Raw genomic sequence first — 19,749 nt, forward strand, 5'->3', positions numbered from 1 at the left:
CTTTTGAGTGGCTAACCGTCCGACCGCTTGCCAAAGACCGGGTCAAAGGCCCCAGAACACCCTTAACCTCACAGGGTCTTCTTAACCTTCAACAGACTTGCCACTCGAACGAGTTGCGCCCGCCGTGGCTCCCGCCTTGACCCCGCCGTCCTTGGCCGCTGTCGGGGCCTCGAAAGACTCCAACGCTTCCAGGACGTCCTGGACACGGGAGATTTCGGCGTTGATGTCCTCGCGGCGGCGGACCAGGACCTCCAGGTCGCGCTTGCCCTCCTCGACCGTGCGGCGGGCCTCGCGGATCGCCTCCGCCTTCAGGTCCTCGGCCTCGCGGATGAGCGTGGACTTCTTCTGCTCGGCCTCCTTGAGGAGACCCTCGGCCTTCTTCACGGCGGCGATACGGACCTTGCCCGCCTCGGAGTTGGCCTCCGAGACCAGCTCCTTGGCCTTCATCTGGGCCTTGCCGAGCTGCTCCTCGGCCGCCTTGATGAGCGCGTCGCAGCGGTCGCCGGCCGACTTCATCGTCTCGGCGGACTCACGGCGGGCCCGCTCGTGCAGGTTCTCGATCTCGGTCGTGATGCGGTCGCGCAGCTCTTCGGACCGCTCCCTTATGGCGGTGGCGTCCCGGCGCGCGCCGACCAGCAGCTCGTCCGCGTCCGTACGGGCCTGCTCCACGCGGGAGTTGCCCTCGACCGTGGCCTCGGACACCAGCCGGTCGGCCTCGTGGCGGGCCGCGCCGACCATCGAGTCGGCCTGCGCCTCGGCGTCCGCCGTCGTCTTCTGCGCCTGCTGCTGGGCCTCGCTGAGCAGCTTGTCGGCCTCGGCCGCGGTCTCCGTGATGAGGGTGTCGACCTGCTCGGCCGCCTCGGAGCGCCGTTTGTTGGCTTCCTTGCGGGCCTCGTCCAGCGTCCGCTCGGACTCCTCGCGCGCCGCCGAGGTGACCCGCTCGGCCTCCGCCTCCGCGTCCGCCTTGAGACGGTTGGACTCGTTGCGGATCCGCTCGGCCTGCTGCTGCGCGGAACCCACCGTGTCGGCGGCCTCGGCACGCAGCCGCTCCGCGTCCCCGGTCGCGTCCGAGACGAGCTTCCCCGCCTTGGCCACGGCCTCCGAACGCACCCGCTCGGCTTCGTTGATGGTCTCCGTCTGGAGCCGCTCCGCCTCCGCCGTCACCTCGGTGATGAGGGTGTCGGCCTGCGTCGCCGCGTCCGAACGGATCCGGTTGGCGTCCTCGCGGGCGTCCGCACGGGCCCGCGCCGCGTCCTGGTCGGCCTGCGCGATCGTGTCCGAGGCCTGGGTGCGCACCTGCTGGGCGTGCTCGGCGGCCTCCGACCGCAGCCGCTCGGACTCCGCGATGGCGTCCGAAACGGTGTGCTCCGCAAGGGCCTTGGCGGCGTCCGTCTCCTCGGCCGCCCGGCGCCGGAGACGATTGGCGTCCTCGGTGGCCCGCTCCCGCTCGCTGTACGCGTCGGCGCGGACCCGGTCCGCCTCCTCCTGCGCCTCACGCCGGGTACGGTCCGCCACGTGCTCGGCGGCCGACCTGATCCCGGCGATCTCCTCCTGCGCCTGCTCGTGCAGCCCGGCGACGGACTCCCGTACCTGCTGGGCGTGTTGCTCGGCGCCCGACACCATCTCGTTGGCGCGCCGGTCGGCCTCCTCGACCAGCCGCAGCGCCTCGGACTGTGCCTCCTCGACGCGGTTGCGCGCCGAGGCCAGCAGCTCCTCGCTCTGCTCGCGGGCCCGCTCGCGCTCCTGCCCGGCCTCCTCACGGGCCGACCCGAGCAGCTCCTCGGCCTCACGACGACGCCGTACGGCCTCCTCCTGGGCGGCGGCCAGTGTCTCCGACGCCTCCGTGGCCAGCCGCTCGGCGGCGGCCTGGGCCTCCGCGCGGACGCGGTCGGCGGTGTCCTGCGCCTCGGTCTTGAGCCGCTCGGCCTCGGCCGACGCCTCGGACCGCAGGCGTACGGCGATGGCCTCGCCCTCGGCGCGGGAGGCGGACGCGTCGCCCGCGGCCTCGTTGCGCAGCCGGTCGGCCTCCGCCTCGGCCTGCGCCTGGAGGGAGCGGATGCGGTCGGCGGCCTCGGCGCGCAGCCGCTCCGACTCGTCGGCGGCCTCGCGGCGGATCCGCTCGGCCTCCTCACGGGCGTCGGTGAGCGCCTGCTCGGCAGCGGCGAGCCGCTCCTCGGTCTCCGTGTGCAGCCGCGTCAGACCCTCGGCGGCCTCCTCGCGGCGTGCCTCTATGGCCCGCTCGGTCTCGTCGCGCAGATCGCGCGCCGCCTGTTCGGCATCCGCCTTGATGCCCTCTGACTGCTCGATGACCTCGGAGCGGTGCCGCTCGGCCTCCTTGCGGGTGCGGTCGAGGGTCTCCTCGGCCTGCCGGCGCAGGGTGGTGGCGCGCTCGATGGCCTCGGTGCGGACCTTCTCGCTGTCCGTGGTGGCGGTCTGGCGCAGCTCGTCGGCGTCCGCGCGGGCCTTGGACAGCAGCTCCTCGGCGGTCTTGGCCGCCTCCTCAATCTGCTGGACGGCCTCGCGGCGGGCCTCGGCGCGGATGCGCTCGCCCTCGCCGACCGCGTCGGCGCGCAGCTGCTCGGCCTCGCCGCGCAGCCGGCGGGCCTCCTCCTGCAGCTCGACCGTCTTGGCGCGGTACTCCTTGGTGTCGTCCTTCGCCGTGCCCTTGAGTTGTTCGGCGATGTCGTGCGCCTGGGCGCGCAGCCGGTCGGCCTCGGCCTCCGCCTCGGAGCGGATCCGCTCGGCCTCCTCGGTGGCGGCCTTCGTGGTGTTCTTGGCGTCCTCGGACGCCTTGTCGAGCACGTCCTCGGCGGTACGGGCGGCCTTGGCGAGCTGGGAGGCGGTCTCCTCGGCGGTGAGGCTGCGCGCGTTCTCCTCGGCCTCCGCGACGATCTTGTCGGCCTTGGCCTGGGCGTCGGCGACGACCTGATCGGCGTCCGCCTTGGTGGTCTCGGCCTCTTTGGTGGCCTCGGTGACCAGCCGGGCGACCTGCTCCTTCGCGGTCCGGGTGCGCTGCTCGTTGGCGGACTCGGCGCTGGAGAGGGCCTTGGCGGCGGCCTCCTTGGCCTCGGAGAGGACCTTCTCCGCCTCCAGGCGCGCCTCACGCAGCGAGGTCTCGGCCTCGGCCATGCGGGTCTCGGCGGCCCGGCTCAGTTCGGTGGCCTGACGGCGGGCGGAATCCGACTCGTTGACCGTGGAGCTGCGCAGCTGCTCGGCGTGGTCGGTGGCCTCCTGGGCCTGCGAGGAAGCCGCGTTCAGCAGCCGCTCGGCGTCCGTGCGGGCGCGGCGCAGGAGTTGCTCGGCCTCCGCGCGGGCCGCCTCGGCGTCCATCTCCAGCCGCTGCCGGGCCTCGGTGGCGACCCGCTCGGCCTCGGCACGGGCGGCGGCCAGCGCCTGCTCGGCCTCGGCGCGGGACTCCTCGACGAGACGGCGGGCCTGGGACTCGGAACGGGCGCGCAGCTGCTCCGCCCACGCCACGTTCTCGTTGACGTGCGACTCGACGGTCTGCCGGCGCTCGCCCAGCTCCTGGTCGAGCTGCTGGCGCCGGGTCACCGCCTCCTGGTGCAGCTCCGCCTGGAGCCGGGCCGCGTTCTCCGCGTGCTCCTGGAGGATGCGCTGGGTCTGCGCGCGGGCCTGGCTCAGCTCCCGCTCGGCGTCCTGCCGCAACTGGTCGGCCTGGACCTGGGCATTACGGAGCATCTGCTCGGCCTGATAGCCGATGTCACCGCCGTCGTAAGCCGGTCGGGACATGAGGGTGCGGCGCGCCTCGTGCAGCTTGGCGCGCAACACCTCGACCTGGTAGCCGAGGTCCTCGGCATGCTGGATCGCCTTTTCCCGCTCGGTCTTCAGCCGCTCCATCTCGGCCTCGAACCGAGAGAGGTGGTCGACGTCAGCCGCCGGCTCTCGCTCCTGGCGTTCGTAGCCCCGCACTGCGCGGTCCCATCCGTCCCCTGGTCGCGGTTTACTCCAACGAGCGCCGTCCACCCATCGAACGGTGCTCCCGGGGAATGGTGTCAGATCAACGACGGAGCATGGGCTGCTGCCCGACGCTCGCCCCCCGAAACCCGGACCCCGGCATGCCGTTGCCCTGGTTGCGAGCGACGACCGACCCCAACCCTACCGGCCCATATGTACGGGGGTCAGTGCTCAGGTGACTCAACAGGCGCCGAAGTGACCAGTTCTGTCAGTACGCCATGGCAATCCTTTGGGTGCAGGAACGTGATCCGTGACCCCATGGAACCGCTCCGGGGCTCCTCGTACAGAACGCGTACGCCCTTCCCGCGGATGTCCTCGGAGTCCGTATCCACATCCGCCGTACCGAAGGCGATGTGGTGGACCCCCTCCCCGTTCTTCGCCAGCCACTTCCCTACGGCGGAGTCCTCGCGGGTGGGTTCGAGGAGCTGGAGGTAGGAGGCGCCGCCGTCGTCCGTGTTGTTGATCTTCAACATGGCCTCGCGCACGCCCTGCTCCTCGTTGACCTCGGAGTGGAACACCTCGAAGCCGTACGTGGCCCGGTAGAACTCGACGGTCGTGTCGAGGTCGAAGCAGGCGATCCCGATGTGGTCGATTCGCGTCAGCATGTATGTAGTGCAGCGCTAGCGCGATGGTTACGCAACGTGCGCGCGATCACACCGACGGCCCGATGACGGGGTGGTCTACCGCTCAGTACATTTCAAGTAAACCCTCGTTCACTCCTCAGCTGAAACACGCTGGAAGGGGATCGCACCTCATGTCTGGAACGAACAGCACGACCTCGGTGATCGTCTCGGGCGCCCGGACGCCCATGGGACGCCTGCTGGGCTCCCTGAAGTCCTTCTCCGGAGCCGATCTCGGCGGCTTCGCGATCAAGGCCGCCCTCGACCGTGCGGGTATCGGTGGCGACCAGGTGCAGTACGTGATCATGGGCCAGGTGCTCCAGGCCGGGGCAGGGCAGATCCCGGCGCGCCAGGCCGCCGTCAAGGCGGGCATCCCCATGAGCGTCCCCGCGCTCACCATCAACAAGGTCTGCCTCTCGGGCCTCGACGCCATCGCGCTCGCCGACCAGCTCATCCGTGCAGGTGAGTTCGACGTGATCGTCGCGGGCGGCCAGGAGTCCATGACCAACGCCCCCCACCTGCTCCCCAAGTCCCGCGAGGGCTACAAGTACGGCGCGATCGAGATGCTCGACGCGATGGCCTACGACGGCCTGACCGACGCCTTCGAGAACATCGCGATGGGCGAGTCGACGGAGAAGCACAACACGCGGCTGGGTATCGCGAGGCCCGAGCAGGACTCCGTAGCCGCCCTGTCCCACCAGCGGGCCGCCGCCGCCCAGCAGAACGGCGTCTTCGAGGCCGAGATCACCCCGATCGAGATCCCGCAGCGCAAGGGCGAGCCCGTCGTCTTCAGCAAGGACGAGGGCATCCGCGCGGAGACCACGGTCGAGTCGCTCGGCAAGCTGCGCCCGGCGTTCACCAAGGACGGCACGATCACCGCCGGTACCTCCTCGCAGATCTCGGACGGTGCGGCGGCCGTGGTCGTGATGAGCAAGACCAAGGCGCAGGAGCTGGGCCTGGAGTGGATCGCCGAGATCGGCGCCCACGGAAATGTGGCGGGACCCGACAACTCCCTCCAGTCGCAGCCCTCGAACGCGATCCTGCACGCCCTGAAGAAGGAGGGCCTGGAGGTCGAGAGCCTCGACCTGATCGAGATCAACGAGGCCTTCGCCGCCGTGGCGGTCCAGTCAATGAAGGACCTCGGGGTGTCCACGGAAAAGGTGAATGTCAACGGCGGAGCCATCGCCCTGGGCCACCCCATCGGCATGTCCGGCGCCCGCCTGGTCCTGCACCTGGCCCTGGAGCTCAAGCGGCGCGGCGGCGGGGTCGGCGCGGCGGCACTGTGCGGCGGCGGCGGTCAGGGTGACGCGCTGATCGTGCGGGTACCCAAGGCCTGAGCAGCAGTACTTTCTCGCACGTCGGCAAGGGAACGGAGCTGTGATGGAGGACGTCGCCTCGCTGGTGGCCCAGGCCAGGGAAGGCCGGCCGCGGGCCGTGGCCCGGCTGATCTCCCTGGTGGAGGGGGCGTCCCCCCAGCTCAGGGAGGTCATGGCGACACTCGCACCGCTGACCGGCGGGGCCTACGTCGTGGGCCTCACCGGATCGCCGGGCGTGGGCAAGTCGACGTCCACCTCCGCGCTGGTCACGGCGTACCGCAAGCAGGGCAGGCGGGTCGGCGTCCTGGCCGTCGACCCGTCCTCGCCGTTCTCGGGCGGCGCCCTGCTCGGCGACCGGGTCCGCATGTCGGACCACTCCTCCGACCCCGGCGTCTACATCCGCTCGATGGCCACCCGCGGGCACCTGGGCGGCCTCGCCTGGTCGGCCCCGCAGGCGATCCGGGTCCTGGACGCGGCGGGCTGCGACGTGATCCTGGTGGAGACGGTCGGGGTCGGCCAGTCGGAGGTCGAGATCGCGTCTCAAGCGGACACGAGCGTGGTGTTGCTGGCCCCGGGGATGGGCGACGGCATCCAGGCGGCCAAGGCCGGAATCCTGGAGATCGGCGACGTCTACGTCGTCAACAAGGCCGACCGCGACGGCGCCGACGCGACCGCCCGCGAGCTGAACCACATGCTCGGCCTGGGCGAGGCCCGTGGCCCCGGCGACTGGCGCCCCCCGATCGTCAAGACGGTCGCCTCCCGCGCCGAGGGCATCGACGAGGTCGTGGAGGCGCTGGAGAAGCACCGGGCGTGGATGGAGGAGCACGGGGTGCTCGCGGAGCGCCGCGCGGCGCGTGCGGCCCGTGAGGTCGAGACGATCGCGGTTACGGCGTTGCGGGCGCGGATCGGGGATCTGCACGGGGATCGGCGGGTTGGCGTGCTTGCGGAGCGGGTTGTGGCTGGGGAGTTGGATGTGTACCGGGCGGCTGACGAGCTGATCGCGGGGATCACGGAGGGCTGAGCCGTTCTGGAGCGCCGGGGGTGGTGCGGTCGTCGTTTGCGTGCCGGTCCGTCGTGGCTGGTCGCGCCCACGCGGCGGAGCCGCGAATTAATACAGCCCCGCGCCCCTAAGGATGCTGCCGTGACCGGAGACGACGAACGCGGCCGGAGTTCCGTCTGAACTCCGGCCGCCTGTCGATCAGTTGCCCTTACGGACGTCCCCGCTGGCCCCGCAGATGTTCCGCGATCGGCTTCAGGGTCTTGCTGAGCTCGGACAGGCCCTCGGGGGTGGCCAGGTCGATGAAGTGGCGCCGTACCGAGGCGACATGGTGGGGCGCGACCTTCTGCATCGTCTCCAGGCCGTGCTCGGTCAGCACCGCGTACAGGCCCCGGCGGTCCGACTCGCAGTTCTCACGTCGGACCAGGTCCGCGTTCTCCATGCGGGTGATCTGGTGCGAGAGGCGGCTCTTGGACTGGAGGGTGGCAGCCGCGAGGTCGCTCATCCGCAGCCGTCGGTCCTCCGCCTCGGAGAGGTTCACCAGGATCTCGTAGTCGTTCATCGTCAGGCCGAACGGCTGTAGATCCTTCTCGAGTTGGTACGTCAGCAGCCTGTTGACCTCCAGGTGGGTGCGCCAGGCGCACTGCTCCTCTTCGGTCAGCCAGCGCGTGGCCGTCTCGGTCTCCATGAATGAAGTCTACCTAAAATGTTGAAAGGCGAACTAGTGAGGGTGGCGTGACGGCGAGCACATGTTCGACGTCACACTCCGCAGACTACCGCTCACAGCCCGAAGCGACGCTGGAGGTCCCCCAGCTGTCCGGGAAGGCGCGGTGCGCCCGCTTGCTGTGCGGGGCCTGTGGGGGTCCCGCCCCCACTCGGTACCCCCGGCTCGTGCGGCACAACCCCTGTGGCCTGCTCGGCCATCAGTGCCTCGGACGACTGGAGCAGCACCGTGCCCGCCCCGACGAACTCGAACTGGTGCTCCTCGCCGGAGGCCCCGCCGATGCCCGTCATCGCACGTAGACCGCCCATCAGGCCGGTCATGTAGCTGTGGTCGTAGTGATGGCACGGAGAGGGGCAGTCGGCCCAGCCGACGAGAGCCTGCGGGTCCACCCGGATCGGCGGTTCCATGAACACCACCGGGCCGTTCGAGGCGGCCACGAACTTTCCGGTTCCGATGAGTGTCAGGAAGCCGGGAACGATCGACTGCTTGAGAGCGAGAGTTGGCTGAAAAGCGAGCAGGTTGCCGGAGCGAATGGTCAGGTTGCCGTCTTCGAGGTCGTACGAGTTGACGTCGAAGGCCCGGTCGGCGAGCAGCATCTTGCCCGACCCCTCGGCCACGACCCAGTCGCTCGCGTGCAGAGGCGAATGGAAGGACGTACGGACAAGTCGGTCGAGCCGCCCGTGCCCGACGCCGTTGAACTCCATCGAGCCGTAGTAGGCGATCATCTTCCCCTTCTGCAGGAACCACTGGCTCCCCTTGAGCTCCACGCAGAAGGTGTACTTGTTGACGTTGTCGTCGACCGGGAGGGTCATCGGGTCGTGGACCGTGGGGCCGGACCCCGCGTACTGGCTCACAGCTTCTCCTCCGACGCCTGGACGTACACCGCGCCGTTGCCGCTCAGCTCCAGCTGGAACGCCTCGCCGGAGCCCCGGCCCACCATGTCGCGCCAACCGAGCGCCGCGGACAGCTTGTTGCGTACGTCGCCGTGGTGGGCGACGTAGGCCTGCGGGTCGACGTGGACGGGTCTGCCGGGGGTGATCGGCACCTCGAAGACACCGCCGTGGGCCATCACGGCGACCGCGCCCTGCCCCTGGAGGGTGGTCGTGAACAGGCCCTGGCCGGTGACCTGGCCGCGGACCATGCCCATGACGCCGCCCTGCGAGCCCATGAACATCGTGCCCTGCCGGAGGGTGCCCTCGAAGGCGAGGAGGCGGTCGGCCTCCACGTAGAGGGTGTCGCCGGTGAGGTTGATGATCTGGATGTGGTGGCCGCCGTGACCGAACATCACGGTGCCGCTGCCCTCGACGGTCATCAGGGGGGTCGCCTCGTTCGCCACCCGGCGCCCGAGCATCGACATGACGCCGCCCTGGCCGCCCTGGATGTTCGGGGTGAAGGAGACCTCGCCCTTGTAGGCGAGCATCGCGCCGCGCTGACTGAACAGCCGTTGCCCCGGCATGACGGTGGCCTGGATCATCTTCGAGTTGATCTCGGTGAACGCCATGTCACACGTCCCCCGCGATCGTGTTCCGCTCGCTGGGCTGGACGTAGACGAGCCCGTCCCCCTCGAAGCGGATCTGGAAGGCCTCGCCGCCGCCCTCCCCGAAGAGCGTGCGGAAGGTCACACCGGACTGGAAGGACTGCTGGAGGTTCCCCTGGTGCGCGATGTACGCGCCGGGGTCGACGGTCAGCGGATACTGCCGGCTCACCCGCAGCACCACCGCCGGACCGTCCGACATGATCGCCGCCTGGCCGTGGCCCTCGACGGTCGTCGTGAACAGCCCGTTGCCCTGCGAGGCGCCGCGCAGCCCGGTGAAGGTCGTCCCGGTGCGCAGCCCGGCGTCGGTCACGAGCAGATTGCTCGACTCCACGTACAGCTTGTCCCCCTGGAGACTCACGAGGTTGATCTCGGAGGCCCGGTCCGCGAACCAGCACGTCCCCTGCCCCCTCACCTCCATCACCGTCATCTGCTCACCGGTGAGCCGCCGGGTCACCATCCCCCGGATGCCCTCACCACCGCCGGTCATCTTCTTGAAGGCCATCTGCCCGTCGTACGCGACCATCGAGCCGTTCTTCGCCTTCACGGCGTCCCCGGTCATGTCGACGGCGAGCACCTTGCTGCCCTGGAGTCGAAACATCGCCACGGTGCGAAGGTAGCCGGAGGGGGGCGGTCGAGGACAGGGCCCGTGGGTGGAGAACGACCCTGACCTGGCCCCTAAGGGCGGCCTATGGTGTGTCGCGGGGTGCGTTCGCGGTCAGCCGGATGACGGCGGTCCCTGCGCGCAGGTCGACGGTCGACCAGGGCGGGTCCCCGTCCTCCTCGTCGTCCCGCATCACCAGGGCGCTCTGGCGTTCCTTCAGTTCGGTCTGCTTGCCGGGGGACAGGCTCGCGTGGAGCTGCTCGAAGCCGGTTGCGGATATCTGGCCCTGCCGTCCGGCGTTCCGCCAGGGGAGCATTCCGGCGCGGCCCATCTTCAGGAGCAGCTGGTCCAGGAACGCGAGCGCGGTCAGCAGGACCACCAGCCCGGGCAGCGTCATGAAGAAAACGAACTGCACGGGCACTCCCGGGGACTCGGCGACGGACCCCCAGTCTCGGGTCGCTCAGCCGTTTGCCACAATGGGTGAACGTTTGTGCTCGCGTTCACAAACTGTGGACGTCTCCCTCACCGAAGGTGACCCGTGGACATCAAGACCGCCACCGCCCTCCGCCGCCTCCGCCTGGTGTCGGCCCCCGAGGCCGTGTCCTTCCTCCTCCTGCTCGTCTGCTCGGTGCTGAAGCGGACCACGGACTTCAACGCGGTGCCCGTCATGGGCATGGTCCACGGTGTCCTCTTCATCCTGTACGTGCTCTTCTGGGCCGACGCCTGGAACCGCACCAAGTGGGGCGCCAAGACGGCGGCCTTCTACTTCGTCCTCTCCGTGCTGCCCACCGGCGGCTTCTTCGCCGAGCGCAAGCTCAAGCGCGAGGCCGAGAACGCGGTCATCGCCTCCCGCGCCCGCCAGGAAGGGATCGTGAACGCATGATCGTCGCCTTCTCCGTGACGCCGCTCGGTGTCGGCGAGGACGTGGGGGAGTACGTCGCCGACGCCGTCCGCGTGGTCCGCGAGTCCGGCCTGCCCAACCGCACCGACGCGATGTTCACCAGCATCGAGGGCGAGTGGGACGAGGTCATGGACGTCGTCAAGCGTGCGGTAGCCGCCGTGGAAGCACGCGCCCCGCGCGTCTCCGTGGTCCTCAAGGCGGACATCCGCCCCGCCGTGACGGACGGCCTCACGTCCAAGGTGGAGACCGTCGAACGGCATCTGGCGGAGTAGCGGGGCGCGGTCCGGCGGGTGCGGGTCGGGAGAGTCGGGAGAGTCGGGAGAGTCGGGGGAGTCAGGGGGGGCAAGGACGGAGTCAGGGTCTGAGTCCTGGCCTGATCGCTCCCGTCGCCCCGAACTCCCCGGCCACCGCGGCGAATTCGGACCGGCTCAGGATCTTCTCCTCGCGGAAGTGATCCACCCGTAGCCCCGCACCGGCGAGCGACCGGGACAGCCCGTCGCACAGCGTCGACTTGCCGACCCCGGGAGCCGCTTCCCACACCGTCACCAGAACCGTCATCCCCAACTCCCCACCACAGCCCCGCAGCCGGTCACCACACTCGCTCCAGTGCCGCGCTCAACCGGGAGACAGCCCCCAGATCCGGCACCCACCTCAACGAAGCGACGACCTGACCGCTCCCGAACTCCCGTTGCTCCGCGGTCACTTCCGGGTCGATCGCGCACTCGGCCTGTACCCGCACGTAGTTCAGGGCGGTCGCGAAGAGCATCGAGAACGACTGCGGACCCTGTACGACGGCTCGCCCCCCGGCACTCCGATACGCCCGCGCCACCCGCACGCCCGCCTCCACATCCCCCTGGTTTCCGCCCGACCACGCGAACAGGGCGCGGGCCAACTCCCGTTCCGCAGACGCGGATCCGGCGTTGTCCCAGTCCAGGAGGACGGGACCGTCCCGGCCGACCAGGACGTTCTGGGGTTGCAGGTCGAGATGGGACGTCACCAGGTCGCCGGGGTCGGACGGAGTCACCCAGTGCGCCAACTCCCTTGCGGAGCCGGCGATGAACCGGCCCAGTTCGTCCGCCCACGGCATCCCCGCCCGCCCGACCTCCGCGCGCAGCACCGCCCACTCGTCGTCCCCCGGGCACCGCTCGTACCACGCGGACGGCATCACCCTCTCGCCCTCGCCCGCCCTGTGCAGCAGCGCCATGGTCCGCCCGAACCAGTCCAGGACGTCCGGGTCGGACACGTCAGCGGGGGTGCCGTCGATCCAGTCGTACAGCTTGACGTGGGACCCACCCGAAGAGCCGGAACCGGAGTCGCGGTCGAGGTGGGAGACGTACGCCCCCTTCCGATTCGGCATCAGCCGCGGCGACACGATCCCCAGCTTCTCCGCGGCCTCCCGTAACGCGGCCTCCTGGCGGACCTGGTCCTCGTCGCAGCCGAAGAGGAGCTCCTTGACCGCCCATGACGAGCCCGGTTCCGAGGTGTTGCCGGCCAGCTTCCAGATCTGGCCCAGCGCGCCCCGGGTGACGGGCGTCAACGTCCACGGTCCGGCGCCGAGTGCGTAGGTCTCGGCGACGAGGTCGGCGGTGTCGTGCATACGGATGCCTCCGGAACGCTGCTGAGGATCATGACCGGGGCATTCTCCCCGAGCCACCCCCGAACCCCGCTCCACCGCCGGAGGCACCCGTTCCGCCGCCGGGGGCAACTCCCCACCCACCTGGACGCACCCAGTTCGACACGCCCCAATATGTCCACTTGTGTGTGGGTATCGGCCCGGTCGATCTTCGGTTCCACGGTCTCCACTCGGACTCCACGGTTCCGCGCTCCCCGGGCGTCGATCACTCCTCAATCATTGGAGGGCGCTGTGCGGCCGGAGGGCTACGACTACGACACCTACAGCCGACTGGCCGGACCGCTCACCGAGCCGTCCGGTGCGTCGTACCAGGTGCAGTACACCTCGCTCCTCTCGCGCGAGCCCCACCGAATACGCGCTGTCCTCCTGATGAGCCTCGCCCCGGTGCTCACCGCCGCCCTGCTCGTCTATCTCGTCTGGCCCTCCCACTGGGTCGAACGCGAGGGCGGTCAGGAGTGGATGGTCGGGCTCGACGTCACGATGCTGATAGCCATCGGGCTCATCGAGCTGTTCATGGTCGTCAACGTCGCCTCCGTCGCCCACGCCACGCTGGTCGCCCGCGACCCGATCCCCGTCGTCCCCGCCCCCGGCACCCGCGTCGCCTTCCTCACGACGTACGTCCCGGGCAAGGAACCTCTGTCCATGGTCCGCGCGACTCTTGAAGGCGCGGTCAACGTGACCCACACCGGGCCCGTCGACGTATGGCTCCTTGACGAGGGTGACGACGAGCAAGCCAAGGCCCTGTGCGCCGAGTTGGGCGTACGGCACTTCACGCGGCACGGAGTTCCCGAGTGGAACCGCCCCAAGGGTGTCCACAAGGCCCGTACGAAGCACGGGAATTACAACGCCTGGATCGCCATGCACGGCGGCGACTACGAGTTCTTCGCCTCCGTCGACACCGACCACGTGCCGCTCCCCAACTTCCTTGAGCGGATGATGGGTTACTTCCGCGACCCGGACGTCGCCTTCGTCGTGGGACCGCAGGTGTACGGGAACTACCACAACCCCGTGACCAAGGCCGCCGAGTCGCAGCAGTTCCTCTTCCACGCGCTGATCCAGCGCGCCGGCAACCGCTACCGCGCCCCCATGTTCGTCGGCACCAACAACGTCGTACGGATGGCCGCCGTCAAGCAGATCGGCGGGCTGTACGACTCCATCACCGAGGACATGGCCACCGGCTTCGAGCTGCATCGGCACCGCAACCCCTTGACCCGTACGCACTGGCGGTCCGTCTACACGCCCGACGTGCTCGCTGTCGGAGAGGGGCCGGCCTCCTGGACCGACTTCTTCACGCAGCAGATGCGGTGGTCGCGCGGGACGTACGAGACGCTCATCAAGCAGTACTGGAAGGCGCCGTTCACGATGCCTCCGGGGCGGCTGTTCTCGTACACGATGATGCTCGTCTACTACCCGATGACGGCCGTCAACTGGCTTCTGGGCATCATGAGTTGCTTCCTGTTCCTGTGGTTCGGGGCGTCCGGCACGCAGGTCGCGGCCTCTGTGTGGCTGATGCTCTACAGCGATGCGGCGGCCCTTCAGATCGGGCTCTATCTCTGGAACCGGCGGCACAACGTCTCCCCGCACGAGCCGGAGGGGTCCGGTGGTCTCGCGGGCATGGCGATGTCGGCGCTCTCCGCGCCCATCTATCTCAAGTCCTTCGGCGAGGCGCTGATCCGTCGGCCGAGCCGGTTCGTCGTCACGCCCAAGGGTGGCGACGCCAGCCCGGACCGGGTGATGACCTTCCGTATCCATCTCTTCTGGGCGATCCTCCTGGCGACCTCGCTGGCCGCCTCGGTGATCCTCGACCACACCCACGCGGCCATGCGCACCTGGGCGGTCCTCGCGATGGTCATCTCCCTTGCGCCGCTGGGGGTTTGGGTCGGCTCGCTGCTCAAGGAGCGCCGGGAACGCCGGTCGTTGCTCGGCGGTGCGCGCACCCTCGACACCGCCGAGCCCGCGCTCGCCACCACCGGGGCCGGTCCGTCCGTCTCCAGCACCACGACAGGGGGTAACTAGACCATGGCGTACCAGCCGTCCCAGAAAACCAGGAAGACCGTCCTCGGCATCGGCGGCATCGCCGTCCTGGCCGGTCTCAACGCCCCGGCCGCCCTGGACTTCGCCGGCGAGCAGTACCACGAGTACAAGATCACCCGGCCCGGGTACATGGCCAAGTACGGCTCCTGGGACCAGATCGACATCCCGAAGGAGTACCGCACCAACGCCATCCACGCCTCGCTGCTGCACACCGGCAAGGTGCTGATCGTGGCGGGCTCCGGCAATGAGCAGAAGAAGTTCAACGCCGGGTCCTTCGACACCGTGCTGTGGGACCCGAAGGCCAACACCTTCAAGAAGATCCCGACCCCGGTCGACTTCTTCTGCGGCGGACACAGCCAACTCCCCAGCGGCAACCTGCTGGTGGCCGGCGGCACCGCCCGCTACGAACTCCTCGACGGCGAGGTCAAGCGGGCCGGCGGCGGGATGCGCGTCAAGAACGAGAGCCCGAACAAGGCGATGTTCCTGAAGAAGGGCACCGTCTTCCGCTCCCCGGCGGGCGTCGACTACGTCACCAGGTTCGACGTCACCGTCCCCAAGGCCAAGCGCGAGTTCAAGGTGACGTACAACGCCCGTGGTGTGATGCAGCCTTGGCAGACCAAGGTCACCGCGAGCGAGGTCCGCGTCTTCGTCGAGGCCACCGAGGCGGGCCCGATGTCGGTCACCGAGAACCAGGCCCAGTACGACATCGTCGGCCTCAAGGGCAAGGACGCGAACAACACGTACGGCCTCTCCGAGAAGATCACCCTGGAGAAGCAGGACTACCAAGGCATCCGCGCCGCCTACGAGTTCGACCCGAAGGCCGAGCGGTACATCTCCGTCGACCCGATGGAGAAGGCGCGTTGGTACCCGACCCTCGTCGGCCTCGACGACGGCCGCGTCCTCGCCGTCTCCGGCCTCGACGACGTCGGTGTGATCGACCAGGGCGACAACGAGATCTACGACCCGAAGACCAAGAAGTGGACCCCGGGCCCCAAGCGTTACTTCCCCACCTACCCGGCCCTCTTCCTCACCAAGGGCGGCAAGCTCTTCTACCCGGCCTCGAACGCCGGGTACGGACCCGCCAACAAGGGCCGTGAGCCCGGACTCTGGGACCTGAAGACCAACAAGTTCACCAAGGTCGCCGGGCTGCGCGACCCCGAGGAGACCGAGACCTCGTCCTCGCTCCTCCTGCCGCCCGCCCAGGACCAGAAGGTGATGATCCTCGGCGGCGGAGGCGTCGGCGAGTCCAAGAAGTCGACCCCGCGCACCGCCGTCGTCGACCTCAAGCAGGACAGCCCCGTCTTCAAGGACGGCCCCGATCTCCCGCAGGGCACGCGGTACTTGAACAGCGTGATCATGCCGGACGACTCGGTCTTCACCACCAACGGCTCCTCGGACTACCGCGGCCGCAGCGCCAGCAACATCTTCAAGGCGCAGTTCTACGACCCGAAGGGCAACGCCTTCCGCGAGGCCGCCGCCCCGATGGTCGGCCGCAACTACCACTCCGAGGCACTGCTGTTGCCCGACGGCAGGGTCGTCACGTTCGGCTCCGACCCGCTCTTCGACGACCAGGCCAACACCAAGCTCGGCCACTTCGAGCAGCGCATGGAGATCTTCACCCCGCCCGCGCTGCACAAGAACGGCACCAACAGGCCGGTCTTGCAGGACGGTCCGGAGACCCTGGACCGGCACCACCGCGCGACCTTCCGCACCGACCACCCCGACCGCGTCGTCAAGGCCCGCCTGATGCGCCCGAGTTCGGTCACGCACACGACCGACGTCGAGCAGCGCTCCATCGAGCTGGGCCTCGTCAAGGACGGCAAGTCGGTGACCGTGGACGTCCCGAACGACCGGGCACTGGTCCCGCCTGGCTGGTACATGCTCTTCGTGACGGACGCGCAGGGCACGCCGTCGGAGGCCAAGTGGATCCAGGTCCAGTGACCAACCGGGTTGCTACGCCTTGGAGTTGCGCGCCAGCTCCAAGGCGTACTCCGGCCACCACTGTCCCGCGTCCGGACCGCCCTCACAGGTGCCGTCCGAGGCGCCGGGCCGCTTGATCCACAGATAGGCGTCCAGGGACTGCTCGCCGGTGTCGGTGGTCGGCCGGGTGCCCAGACCCCGGCCCGGCGGATTGCACCAGGCGCCGGCCAGCGGCCCGTTGCCGTTGCGGCTGGTGTCGACGACGAAGTGCTTGCCGCCGAGGTTCCGGGACAGCTGGACGCCGTACTTCTTCGTCACCGCGTCCGTCTGGAAGTTCGACACGTTGAGCGAGAACCCGTCGGCCTCCTCGACCCCGGCCCGCTTCAACGGCTCCACGAGCTTCGAAGAGTCCTGGATCCAGGACGGGTTGCCCGCGTCGAGATACACCCTCGTCCCCGACTGCTGCTTCAGCCGGACGACCGCCTCGCTCAGCAACTGCTCCCGCTCGCCCTGGTATTCACCGGGAGTGCACCCGTCCACCATGTGCGCGACGGCGTCGGGCTCCAGCACGACCAGCGCCTTGGAGTCCCCCAACGCGTCGGCGAACTTCCCGATCCACGCCCGGTAGGCATCGGCGTCCCCCGCCCCGCCGGCCGAGTGCTGACCGCAGTCCCGGTGCGGAATGTCGTACGCCACGAAGACCGCCGTACGACCCTCCTGGCGCGCGGCCGCGGTCGCCGCCCTGATCACCGGGCCGGGGTCGATCTCACCGGCCGGCCACAGCGCGGTCGGCTCCTCGGCGATCCGCTTGAGGAGAGTGGCGTCCTGCTTGCGGCCCTCCCGCTCCCACATCTGGATCTGCTCGGCCGCCGGACTCGCCGGGTCGACCCAGAAGGTCATGTCGCCCATCGGCCCCTTGGACCGGGCACCGGCGACGGAGGCCTCGTCGACGTCGGACGCGGACGAACAGCCCACCGCGAGCCCGAGGACCGTGAGCGCCGCGAACGTGCGGATCAGCCGGGACATGCTGCTCCCTTGCGCGAGGGGACATTAAGTGACGATTCGTCAGTATTATGGACGATCTCGCACCGTGCCGAGCCCTGGCGCGCCGGTCAGCCGCCGCCCGAGGCCAGCGCGATCCCCAGCGGTGTCCGTTCGTAGAGCACCTGATGGCCGTAGCGTCGCGCCGTGAGCAGGCCCGCGTCGCGCAGCACCGTCAGATGCGCGGACACCGACGAGGGCGCGAGGCGGAGCCGGTGGGCGAGGGCGGTCGTGGAGGCGGGTTCGTCGAGCGCGGCCAGCACGGTGGCCCGGCCGCGCCCCAGCAGCCGTAGCAGCGCGTCCGGTGTGTGGTCGGCAGGCTCGGTCCACAGGGCGCCGATGCCACGGGCCGGGTAGGCGAGGGTCGGCTGCCAGGGGTCCTCGAAGGTGCTCACCACGTTCGGCCAGATGAAGATGCTCGGCAGCAGCACCAGGCCCTGACCACCGAGCCGGCGCTCGTGCTCGCCGCGGAAGCTCACGGTCAGCGTCCCGGCGTCCCAGCCGCAGTCCTGGCTGATCTCCGGGAGCAGCACGCCGAGCCCGACCTCGGCGAGCCGGCGCGAGTGGAAGGCGATGTCCGCCTCCAGCAGGGCGCGCAGCCGCGGCCAGTCCGGCGCGACCAGGGTGTGCCAGACGGCCTCCATCGCGTCCGCCAACTCCTCGATCATGCGGGCGGGTTCACGCAGCCAGGCCCGGCCCCGTGCGGACTCCAGCGCGCCCGGGGTGTCCGCCAGCGACCGGGCCGTGTCTTCCCGGGCCCGCGCCGGATCGGCCGCGCGGACGGCGGCGATCTCCTGCTCGAAGGTGGCCGAGGGCCCGATCGGCGGCGGACACAACCAGTCGGGAGAGTGCCCGGTCCGGGGCATCAGCAGCCACAGCGGCGCGAGATCGAGACCGGCCGCCGCCGCACCGGTCCGCCGCAGCCAGGGCGCGTGATACCCGTGCCGCTCCGGCCGCTTCAGCGTGCGCACCACCTCCTGCGTCTCCCACAGCGGCGACACCGCGAACCGGCACCTGAGGAAGTCGTCCTCCCCGAAATACAGCCGCGACGGCATGTCCCACCCCCCCCCCAGAAGATCCGGCCCTGAAGAACCTGCGAACTTGCAGAACCTGCGAACTTGCAGAACCTGAGAGCTGAAGATTCGGCTCTGTCCGAAACTCTAGGACGCCGCAGCGCCGCCGAGCACGCTGCTGTCCATGCTCCAAGCCCCTCCCGCGCCGCCCACCGGCTACCGCCGCGTCCTCGCCGTCACCGAGTTCCGCATCGTCTTCGCCGCGCACGCGCTCTCCCTCCTCGGCGTGGTCGTCACCGAGGTCGCCCTCTCCGTCCTCGTCTACGACCTCACCGGCTCGCCCCTGCTGAGCGCGCTCGCGTTCGCGGTGGGCTTCCTGCCGTATCTGATCGGCGGGACGCTGTTCGCCGGGGTCGCCGACCGGTATCCGGCCCGGCGGGTGCTGGTGGTCTGCGACCTGGTGTGCGCGGCCTGCGTCGCGGCGATGGTGACGCCAGGCACCGGCATCGCCGTACTGCTGCTGCTCCGCTGCGCCCTCGCCGTCGTCTCACCCGTGTTCGCGGGCACCCGGATGGCCACGCTCGTCGACATCCTCGGCGACGGCGACCTCTTCGTGCTCGGCCGCTCACTGCTGCGGATCGTGTCGCAGAGCGCGGTGCTCGTCGGGTTCGGACTCGGCGGCCTGCTGCTCACCGTGGTCTCCCCGCGCCACGCCCTGCTGATCACCGTCGGCACCTTCCTCACCTCCGCCGCCCTGCTGCGCCTCGGCACCCGCCGCCGCCCCGCCCGCGGCACCGGCAAGGGCGCCCTGCTCGCCGACTCCCTCAAGGGCGCCCGGCAGGTCCTCGCCGACCGCCGGGTCCGGGCGCTGCTCCTCCTCTTCTGGCTCCCGGCGATGTTCTCCGTCGCCCCGGAGGCGCTCGCCGCTCCCTACGCGGCCGAACTCGGCGCCGGTTCGGCCGGGCTCGGGCTGCTGATGTGCGCCCTGCCCGTCGGCACGATCGCCGGCGAGCTGTACGCGGGCTCCCGGCTGCGCCCCGCCACCCGGACGCGGATCGCGCTCCCGCTGGTCTGCTGCGCCCTGCTGCCCTACCTCGGCTACGCCGGCCGGCCCGGCCTGGCCCTCTCGCTGGTGCTGCTGGTCGTCGCGGGCGCCGGGTCCGCGTACACGCTGGGCCTCGACCAGTGGTTCGTCCGGGACGTGCCCGAGGAACTGCGCGGCCGGGCCATGACCCTGCTCACCGCCGGGCTGATGACCATCCAGGGCGTCGGCATGGCCCTGGCCGGTGTGGCCGCCGAGTTCGCCGGGGTACGCGCGGCGGTCGTGGGCGCCGGGGTGCTCGGCACGGTCTGCTGCGCCCTGCTCGCCGTGGAAGCCCGCAGGACCGATGGGCGAGACGGGGCTGACCACGATGTGACCGGCCGGTAAGGTCTGGT

At 70.0% G+C, this 19,749-nt stretch carries 18 protein-coding genes; 7 read left to right on the forward strand and 11 right to left on the reverse strand.

From position 1 onward, the window contains the following. Positions 1 to 81: 81 nt before the first annotated feature. Positions 82 to 3,930, reverse strand: a complete 3,849-nt coding sequence (scy, locus tag OG588_RS34360) for a polarized growth protein Scy (RefSeq protein ID WP_405950625.1) — start codon at positions 3,928 to 3,930, stop codon at positions 82 to 84. Positions 3,931 to 4,139: 209 nt separating this feature from the next. Continuing rightward, positions 4,140 to 4,580, reverse strand: coding sequence for a methylmalonyl-CoA epimerase (gene mce / locus OG588_RS34365; protein WP_405950626.1), 441 nt, complete (start codon positions 4,578 to 4,580; stop codon positions 4,140 to 4,142). 149 nt (positions 4,581 to 4,729) lie between these two features. Here mce and OG588_RS34370 point away from each other — a divergent pair, with 149 nt between their 5' ends. After that, positions 4,730 to 5,932 carry an acetyl-CoA C-acetyltransferase gene (locus tag OG588_RS34370; RefSeq protein ID WP_405950627.1) on the forward strand — a complete coding sequence of 401 codons (1,203 nt, stop codon included), beginning with the start codon at positions 4,730 to 4,732 and terminating at the stop codon, positions 5,930 to 5,932. A 43-nt stretch (positions 5,933 to 5,975) separates the two neighbouring features. Continuing rightward, the gene (meaB, locus tag OG588_RS34375; RefSeq protein ID WP_405950628.1) at positions 5,976 to 6,932 is read left to right on the forward strand and encodes a methylmalonyl Co-A mutase-associated GTPase MeaB; all 957 of its coding nucleotides are present in this window, start codon (positions 5,976 to 5,978) and stop codon (positions 6,930 to 6,932) included. 187 nt (positions 6,933 to 7,119) lie between these two features. Here the strand turns inward: meaB and OG588_RS34380 are convergent, their stop codons facing one another. The 5 genes from OG588_RS34380 to OG588_RS34400 all read right to left on the reverse strand — a co-directional run bounded on the left by OG588_RS34380 (position 7,120) and on the right by OG588_RS34400 (position 10,185). Next, entirely contained in the window at positions 7,120 to 7,596 is a 477-nt protein-coding gene (locus OG588_RS34380) for a MarR family winged helix-turn-helix transcriptional regulator (RefSeq protein WP_405950629.1), read from the reverse strand. 92 nt (positions 7,597 to 7,688) lie between these two features. Then, entirely contained in the window at positions 7,689 to 8,486 is a 798-nt protein-coding gene (locus tag OG588_RS34385) for an AIM24 family protein (protein ID WP_405950630.1), read from the reverse strand. Further along, positions 8,483 to 9,133, reverse strand: a complete 651-nt coding sequence (locus OG588_RS34390; protein WP_366098215.1) for an AIM24 family protein — start codon at positions 9,131 to 9,133, stop codon at positions 8,483 to 8,485. Before OG588_RS34390 ends, OG588_RS34385 begins: the two co-directional genes overlap by 4 nt. Position 9,134: 1 nt before the next feature. After that, positions 9,135 to 9,767 carry an AIM24 family protein gene (locus OG588_RS34395; RefSeq protein WP_019060758.1) on the reverse strand — a complete coding sequence of 211 codons (633 nt, stop codon included), beginning with the start codon at positions 9,765 to 9,767 and terminating at the stop codon, positions 9,135 to 9,137. A gap of 88 nt (positions 9,768 to 9,855) precedes the next feature. Continuing rightward, positions 9,856 to 10,185 carry a DUF6191 domain-containing protein gene (locus tag OG588_RS34400; RefSeq protein WP_405950631.1) on the reverse strand — a complete coding sequence of 110 codons (330 nt, stop codon included), beginning with the start codon at positions 10,183 to 10,185 and terminating at the stop codon, positions 9,856 to 9,858. A 123-nt stretch (positions 10,186 to 10,308) separates the two neighbouring features. Between OG588_RS34400 and OG588_RS34405 the strand changes: the two genes are divergently transcribed. Together OG588_RS34405 and OG588_RS34410 are read left to right on the forward strand one after the other, a co-directional pair. Then, positions 10,309 to 10,653, forward strand: a complete 345-nt coding sequence (locus OG588_RS34405) for a DUF3817 domain-containing protein (RefSeq protein WP_318018868.1) — start codon at positions 10,309 to 10,311, stop codon at positions 10,651 to 10,653. After that, on the forward strand, positions 10,650 to 10,943 hold the full coding sequence (locus OG588_RS34410) for an MTH1187 family thiamine-binding protein (protein ID WP_405950632.1): 294 nt from the start codon (positions 10,650 to 10,652) through the stop codon (positions 10,941 to 10,943). Before OG588_RS34405 ends, OG588_RS34410 begins: the two co-directional genes overlap by 4 nt. Positions 10,944 to 11,025: 82 nt before the next feature. Here OG588_RS34410 and OG588_RS34415 read toward each other — a convergent pair whose 3' ends face one another. Together OG588_RS34415 and OG588_RS34420 are read right to left on the reverse strand one after the other, a co-directional pair. Beyond that, positions 11,026 to 11,229, reverse strand: coding sequence for a hypothetical protein (locus OG588_RS34415; RefSeq protein ID WP_405950633.1), 204 nt, complete (start codon positions 11,227 to 11,229; stop codon positions 11,026 to 11,028). 31 nt (positions 11,230 to 11,260) lie between these two features. Then, positions 11,261 to 12,268, reverse strand: a complete 1,008-nt coding sequence (locus tag OG588_RS34420; protein WP_405950634.1) for a phosphotransferase enzyme family protein — start codon at positions 12,266 to 12,268, stop codon at positions 11,261 to 11,263. Positions 12,269 to 12,535: 267 nt separating this feature from the next. Here OG588_RS34420 and OG588_RS34425 point away from each other — a divergent pair, with 267 nt between their 5' ends. Further along, entirely contained in the window at positions 12,536 to 14,320 is a 1,785-nt protein-coding gene (locus OG588_RS34425; protein ID WP_405950635.1) for a glycosyltransferase family 2 protein, read from the forward strand. 3 nt (positions 14,321 to 14,323) lie between these two features. After that, the gene (locus OG588_RS34430; protein WP_405950636.1) at positions 14,324 to 16,279 is read left to right on the forward strand and encodes a galactose oxidase-like domain-containing protein; all 1,956 of its coding nucleotides are present in this window, start codon (positions 14,324 to 14,326) and stop codon (positions 16,277 to 16,279) included. Positions 16,280 to 16,291: 12 nt separating this feature from the next. Here the strand turns inward: OG588_RS34430 and OG588_RS34435 are convergent, their stop codons facing one another. Both OG588_RS34435 and OG588_RS34440 read right to left on the reverse strand, forming a co-directional pair. Next, on the reverse strand, positions 16,292 to 17,284 hold the full coding sequence (locus tag OG588_RS34435; protein ID WP_405950637.1) for a glycoside hydrolase family 6 protein: 993 nt from the start codon (positions 17,282 to 17,284) through the stop codon (positions 16,292 to 16,294). An 86-nt stretch (positions 17,285 to 17,370) separates the two neighbouring features. After that, entirely contained in the window at positions 17,371 to 18,354 is a 984-nt protein-coding gene (locus OG588_RS34440) for a DUF5937 family protein (protein WP_405950638.1), read from the reverse strand. A 142-nt stretch (positions 18,355 to 18,496) separates the two neighbouring features. Between OG588_RS34440 and OG588_RS34445 the strand changes: the two genes are divergently transcribed. Next, positions 18,497 to 19,741: an MFS transporter gene (locus OG588_RS34445; protein WP_405950639.1), complete on the forward strand. Its 1,245-nt coding sequence runs from the start codon at positions 18,497 to 18,499 to the stop codon at positions 19,739 to 19,741. Positions 19,742 to 19,749 lie beyond the last annotated feature (8 nt).

It is taken from the genome of Streptomyces prunicolor (assembly GCF_045162825.1).
Classification (GTDB): domain Bacteria; phylum Actinomycetota; class Actinomycetes; order Streptomycetales; family Streptomycetaceae; genus Streptomyces; species Streptomyces prunicolor.

Bases quoted from the DNA above. Each gene is read 5' to 3' on its own strand.
- OG588_RS34420 (WP_405950634.1), bottom strand. From the start codon at position 12,268: ATGCACGACACCGCCGACCTCGTCGCCGAGACCTACGCACTCGGCGCC.
- OG588_RS34390 (WP_366098215.1), bottom strand. From the start codon at position 9,133: ATGGCGTTCACCGAGATCAACTCGAAGATGATCCAGGCCACCGTCATG.
- OG588_RS34445 (WP_405950639.1), top strand. From the start codon at position 18,497: ATGCTCCAAGCCCCTCCCGCGCCGCCCACCGGCTACCGCCGCGTCCTC.
- mce (WP_405950626.1), bottom strand. From the start codon at position 4,580: ATGCTGACGCGAATCGACCACATCGGGATCGCCTGCTTCGACCTCGAC.
- OG588_RS34415 (WP_405950633.1), bottom strand. From the start codon at position 11,229: ATGACGGTTCTGGTGACGGTGTGGGAAGCGGCTCCCGGGGTCGGCAAG.
- meaB (WP_405950628.1), top strand. From the start codon at position 5,976: ATGGAGGACGTCGCCTCGCTGGTGGCCCAGGCCAGGGAAGGCCGGCCG.
- OG588_RS34380 (WP_405950629.1), bottom strand. From the start codon at position 7,596: ATGGAGACCGAGACGGCCACGCGCTGGCTGACCGAAGAGGAGCAGTGC.
- OG588_RS34370 (WP_405950627.1), top strand. From the start codon at position 4,730: ATGTCTGGAACGAACAGCACGACCTCGGTGATCGTCTCGGGCGCCCGG.
- OG588_RS34410 (WP_405950632.1), top strand. From the start codon at position 10,650: ATGATCGTCGCCTTCTCCGTGACGCCGCTCGGTGTCGGCGAGGACGTG.
- OG588_RS34395 (WP_019060758.1), bottom strand. From the start codon at position 9,767: ATGTTTCGACTCCAGGGCAGCAAGGTGCTCGCCGTCGACATGACCGGG.
- OG588_RS34435 (WP_405950637.1), bottom strand. From the start codon at position 17,284: ATGTCCCGGCTGATCCGCACGTTCGCGGCGCTCACGGTCCTCGGGCTC.
- OG588_RS34430 (WP_405950636.1), top strand. From the start codon at position 14,324: ATGGCGTACCAGCCGTCCCAGAAAACCAGGAAGACCGTCCTCGGCATC.
- OG588_RS34440 (WP_405950638.1), bottom strand. From the start codon at position 18,354: ATGCCGTCGCGGCTGTATTTCGGGGAGGACGACTTCCTCAGGTGCCGG.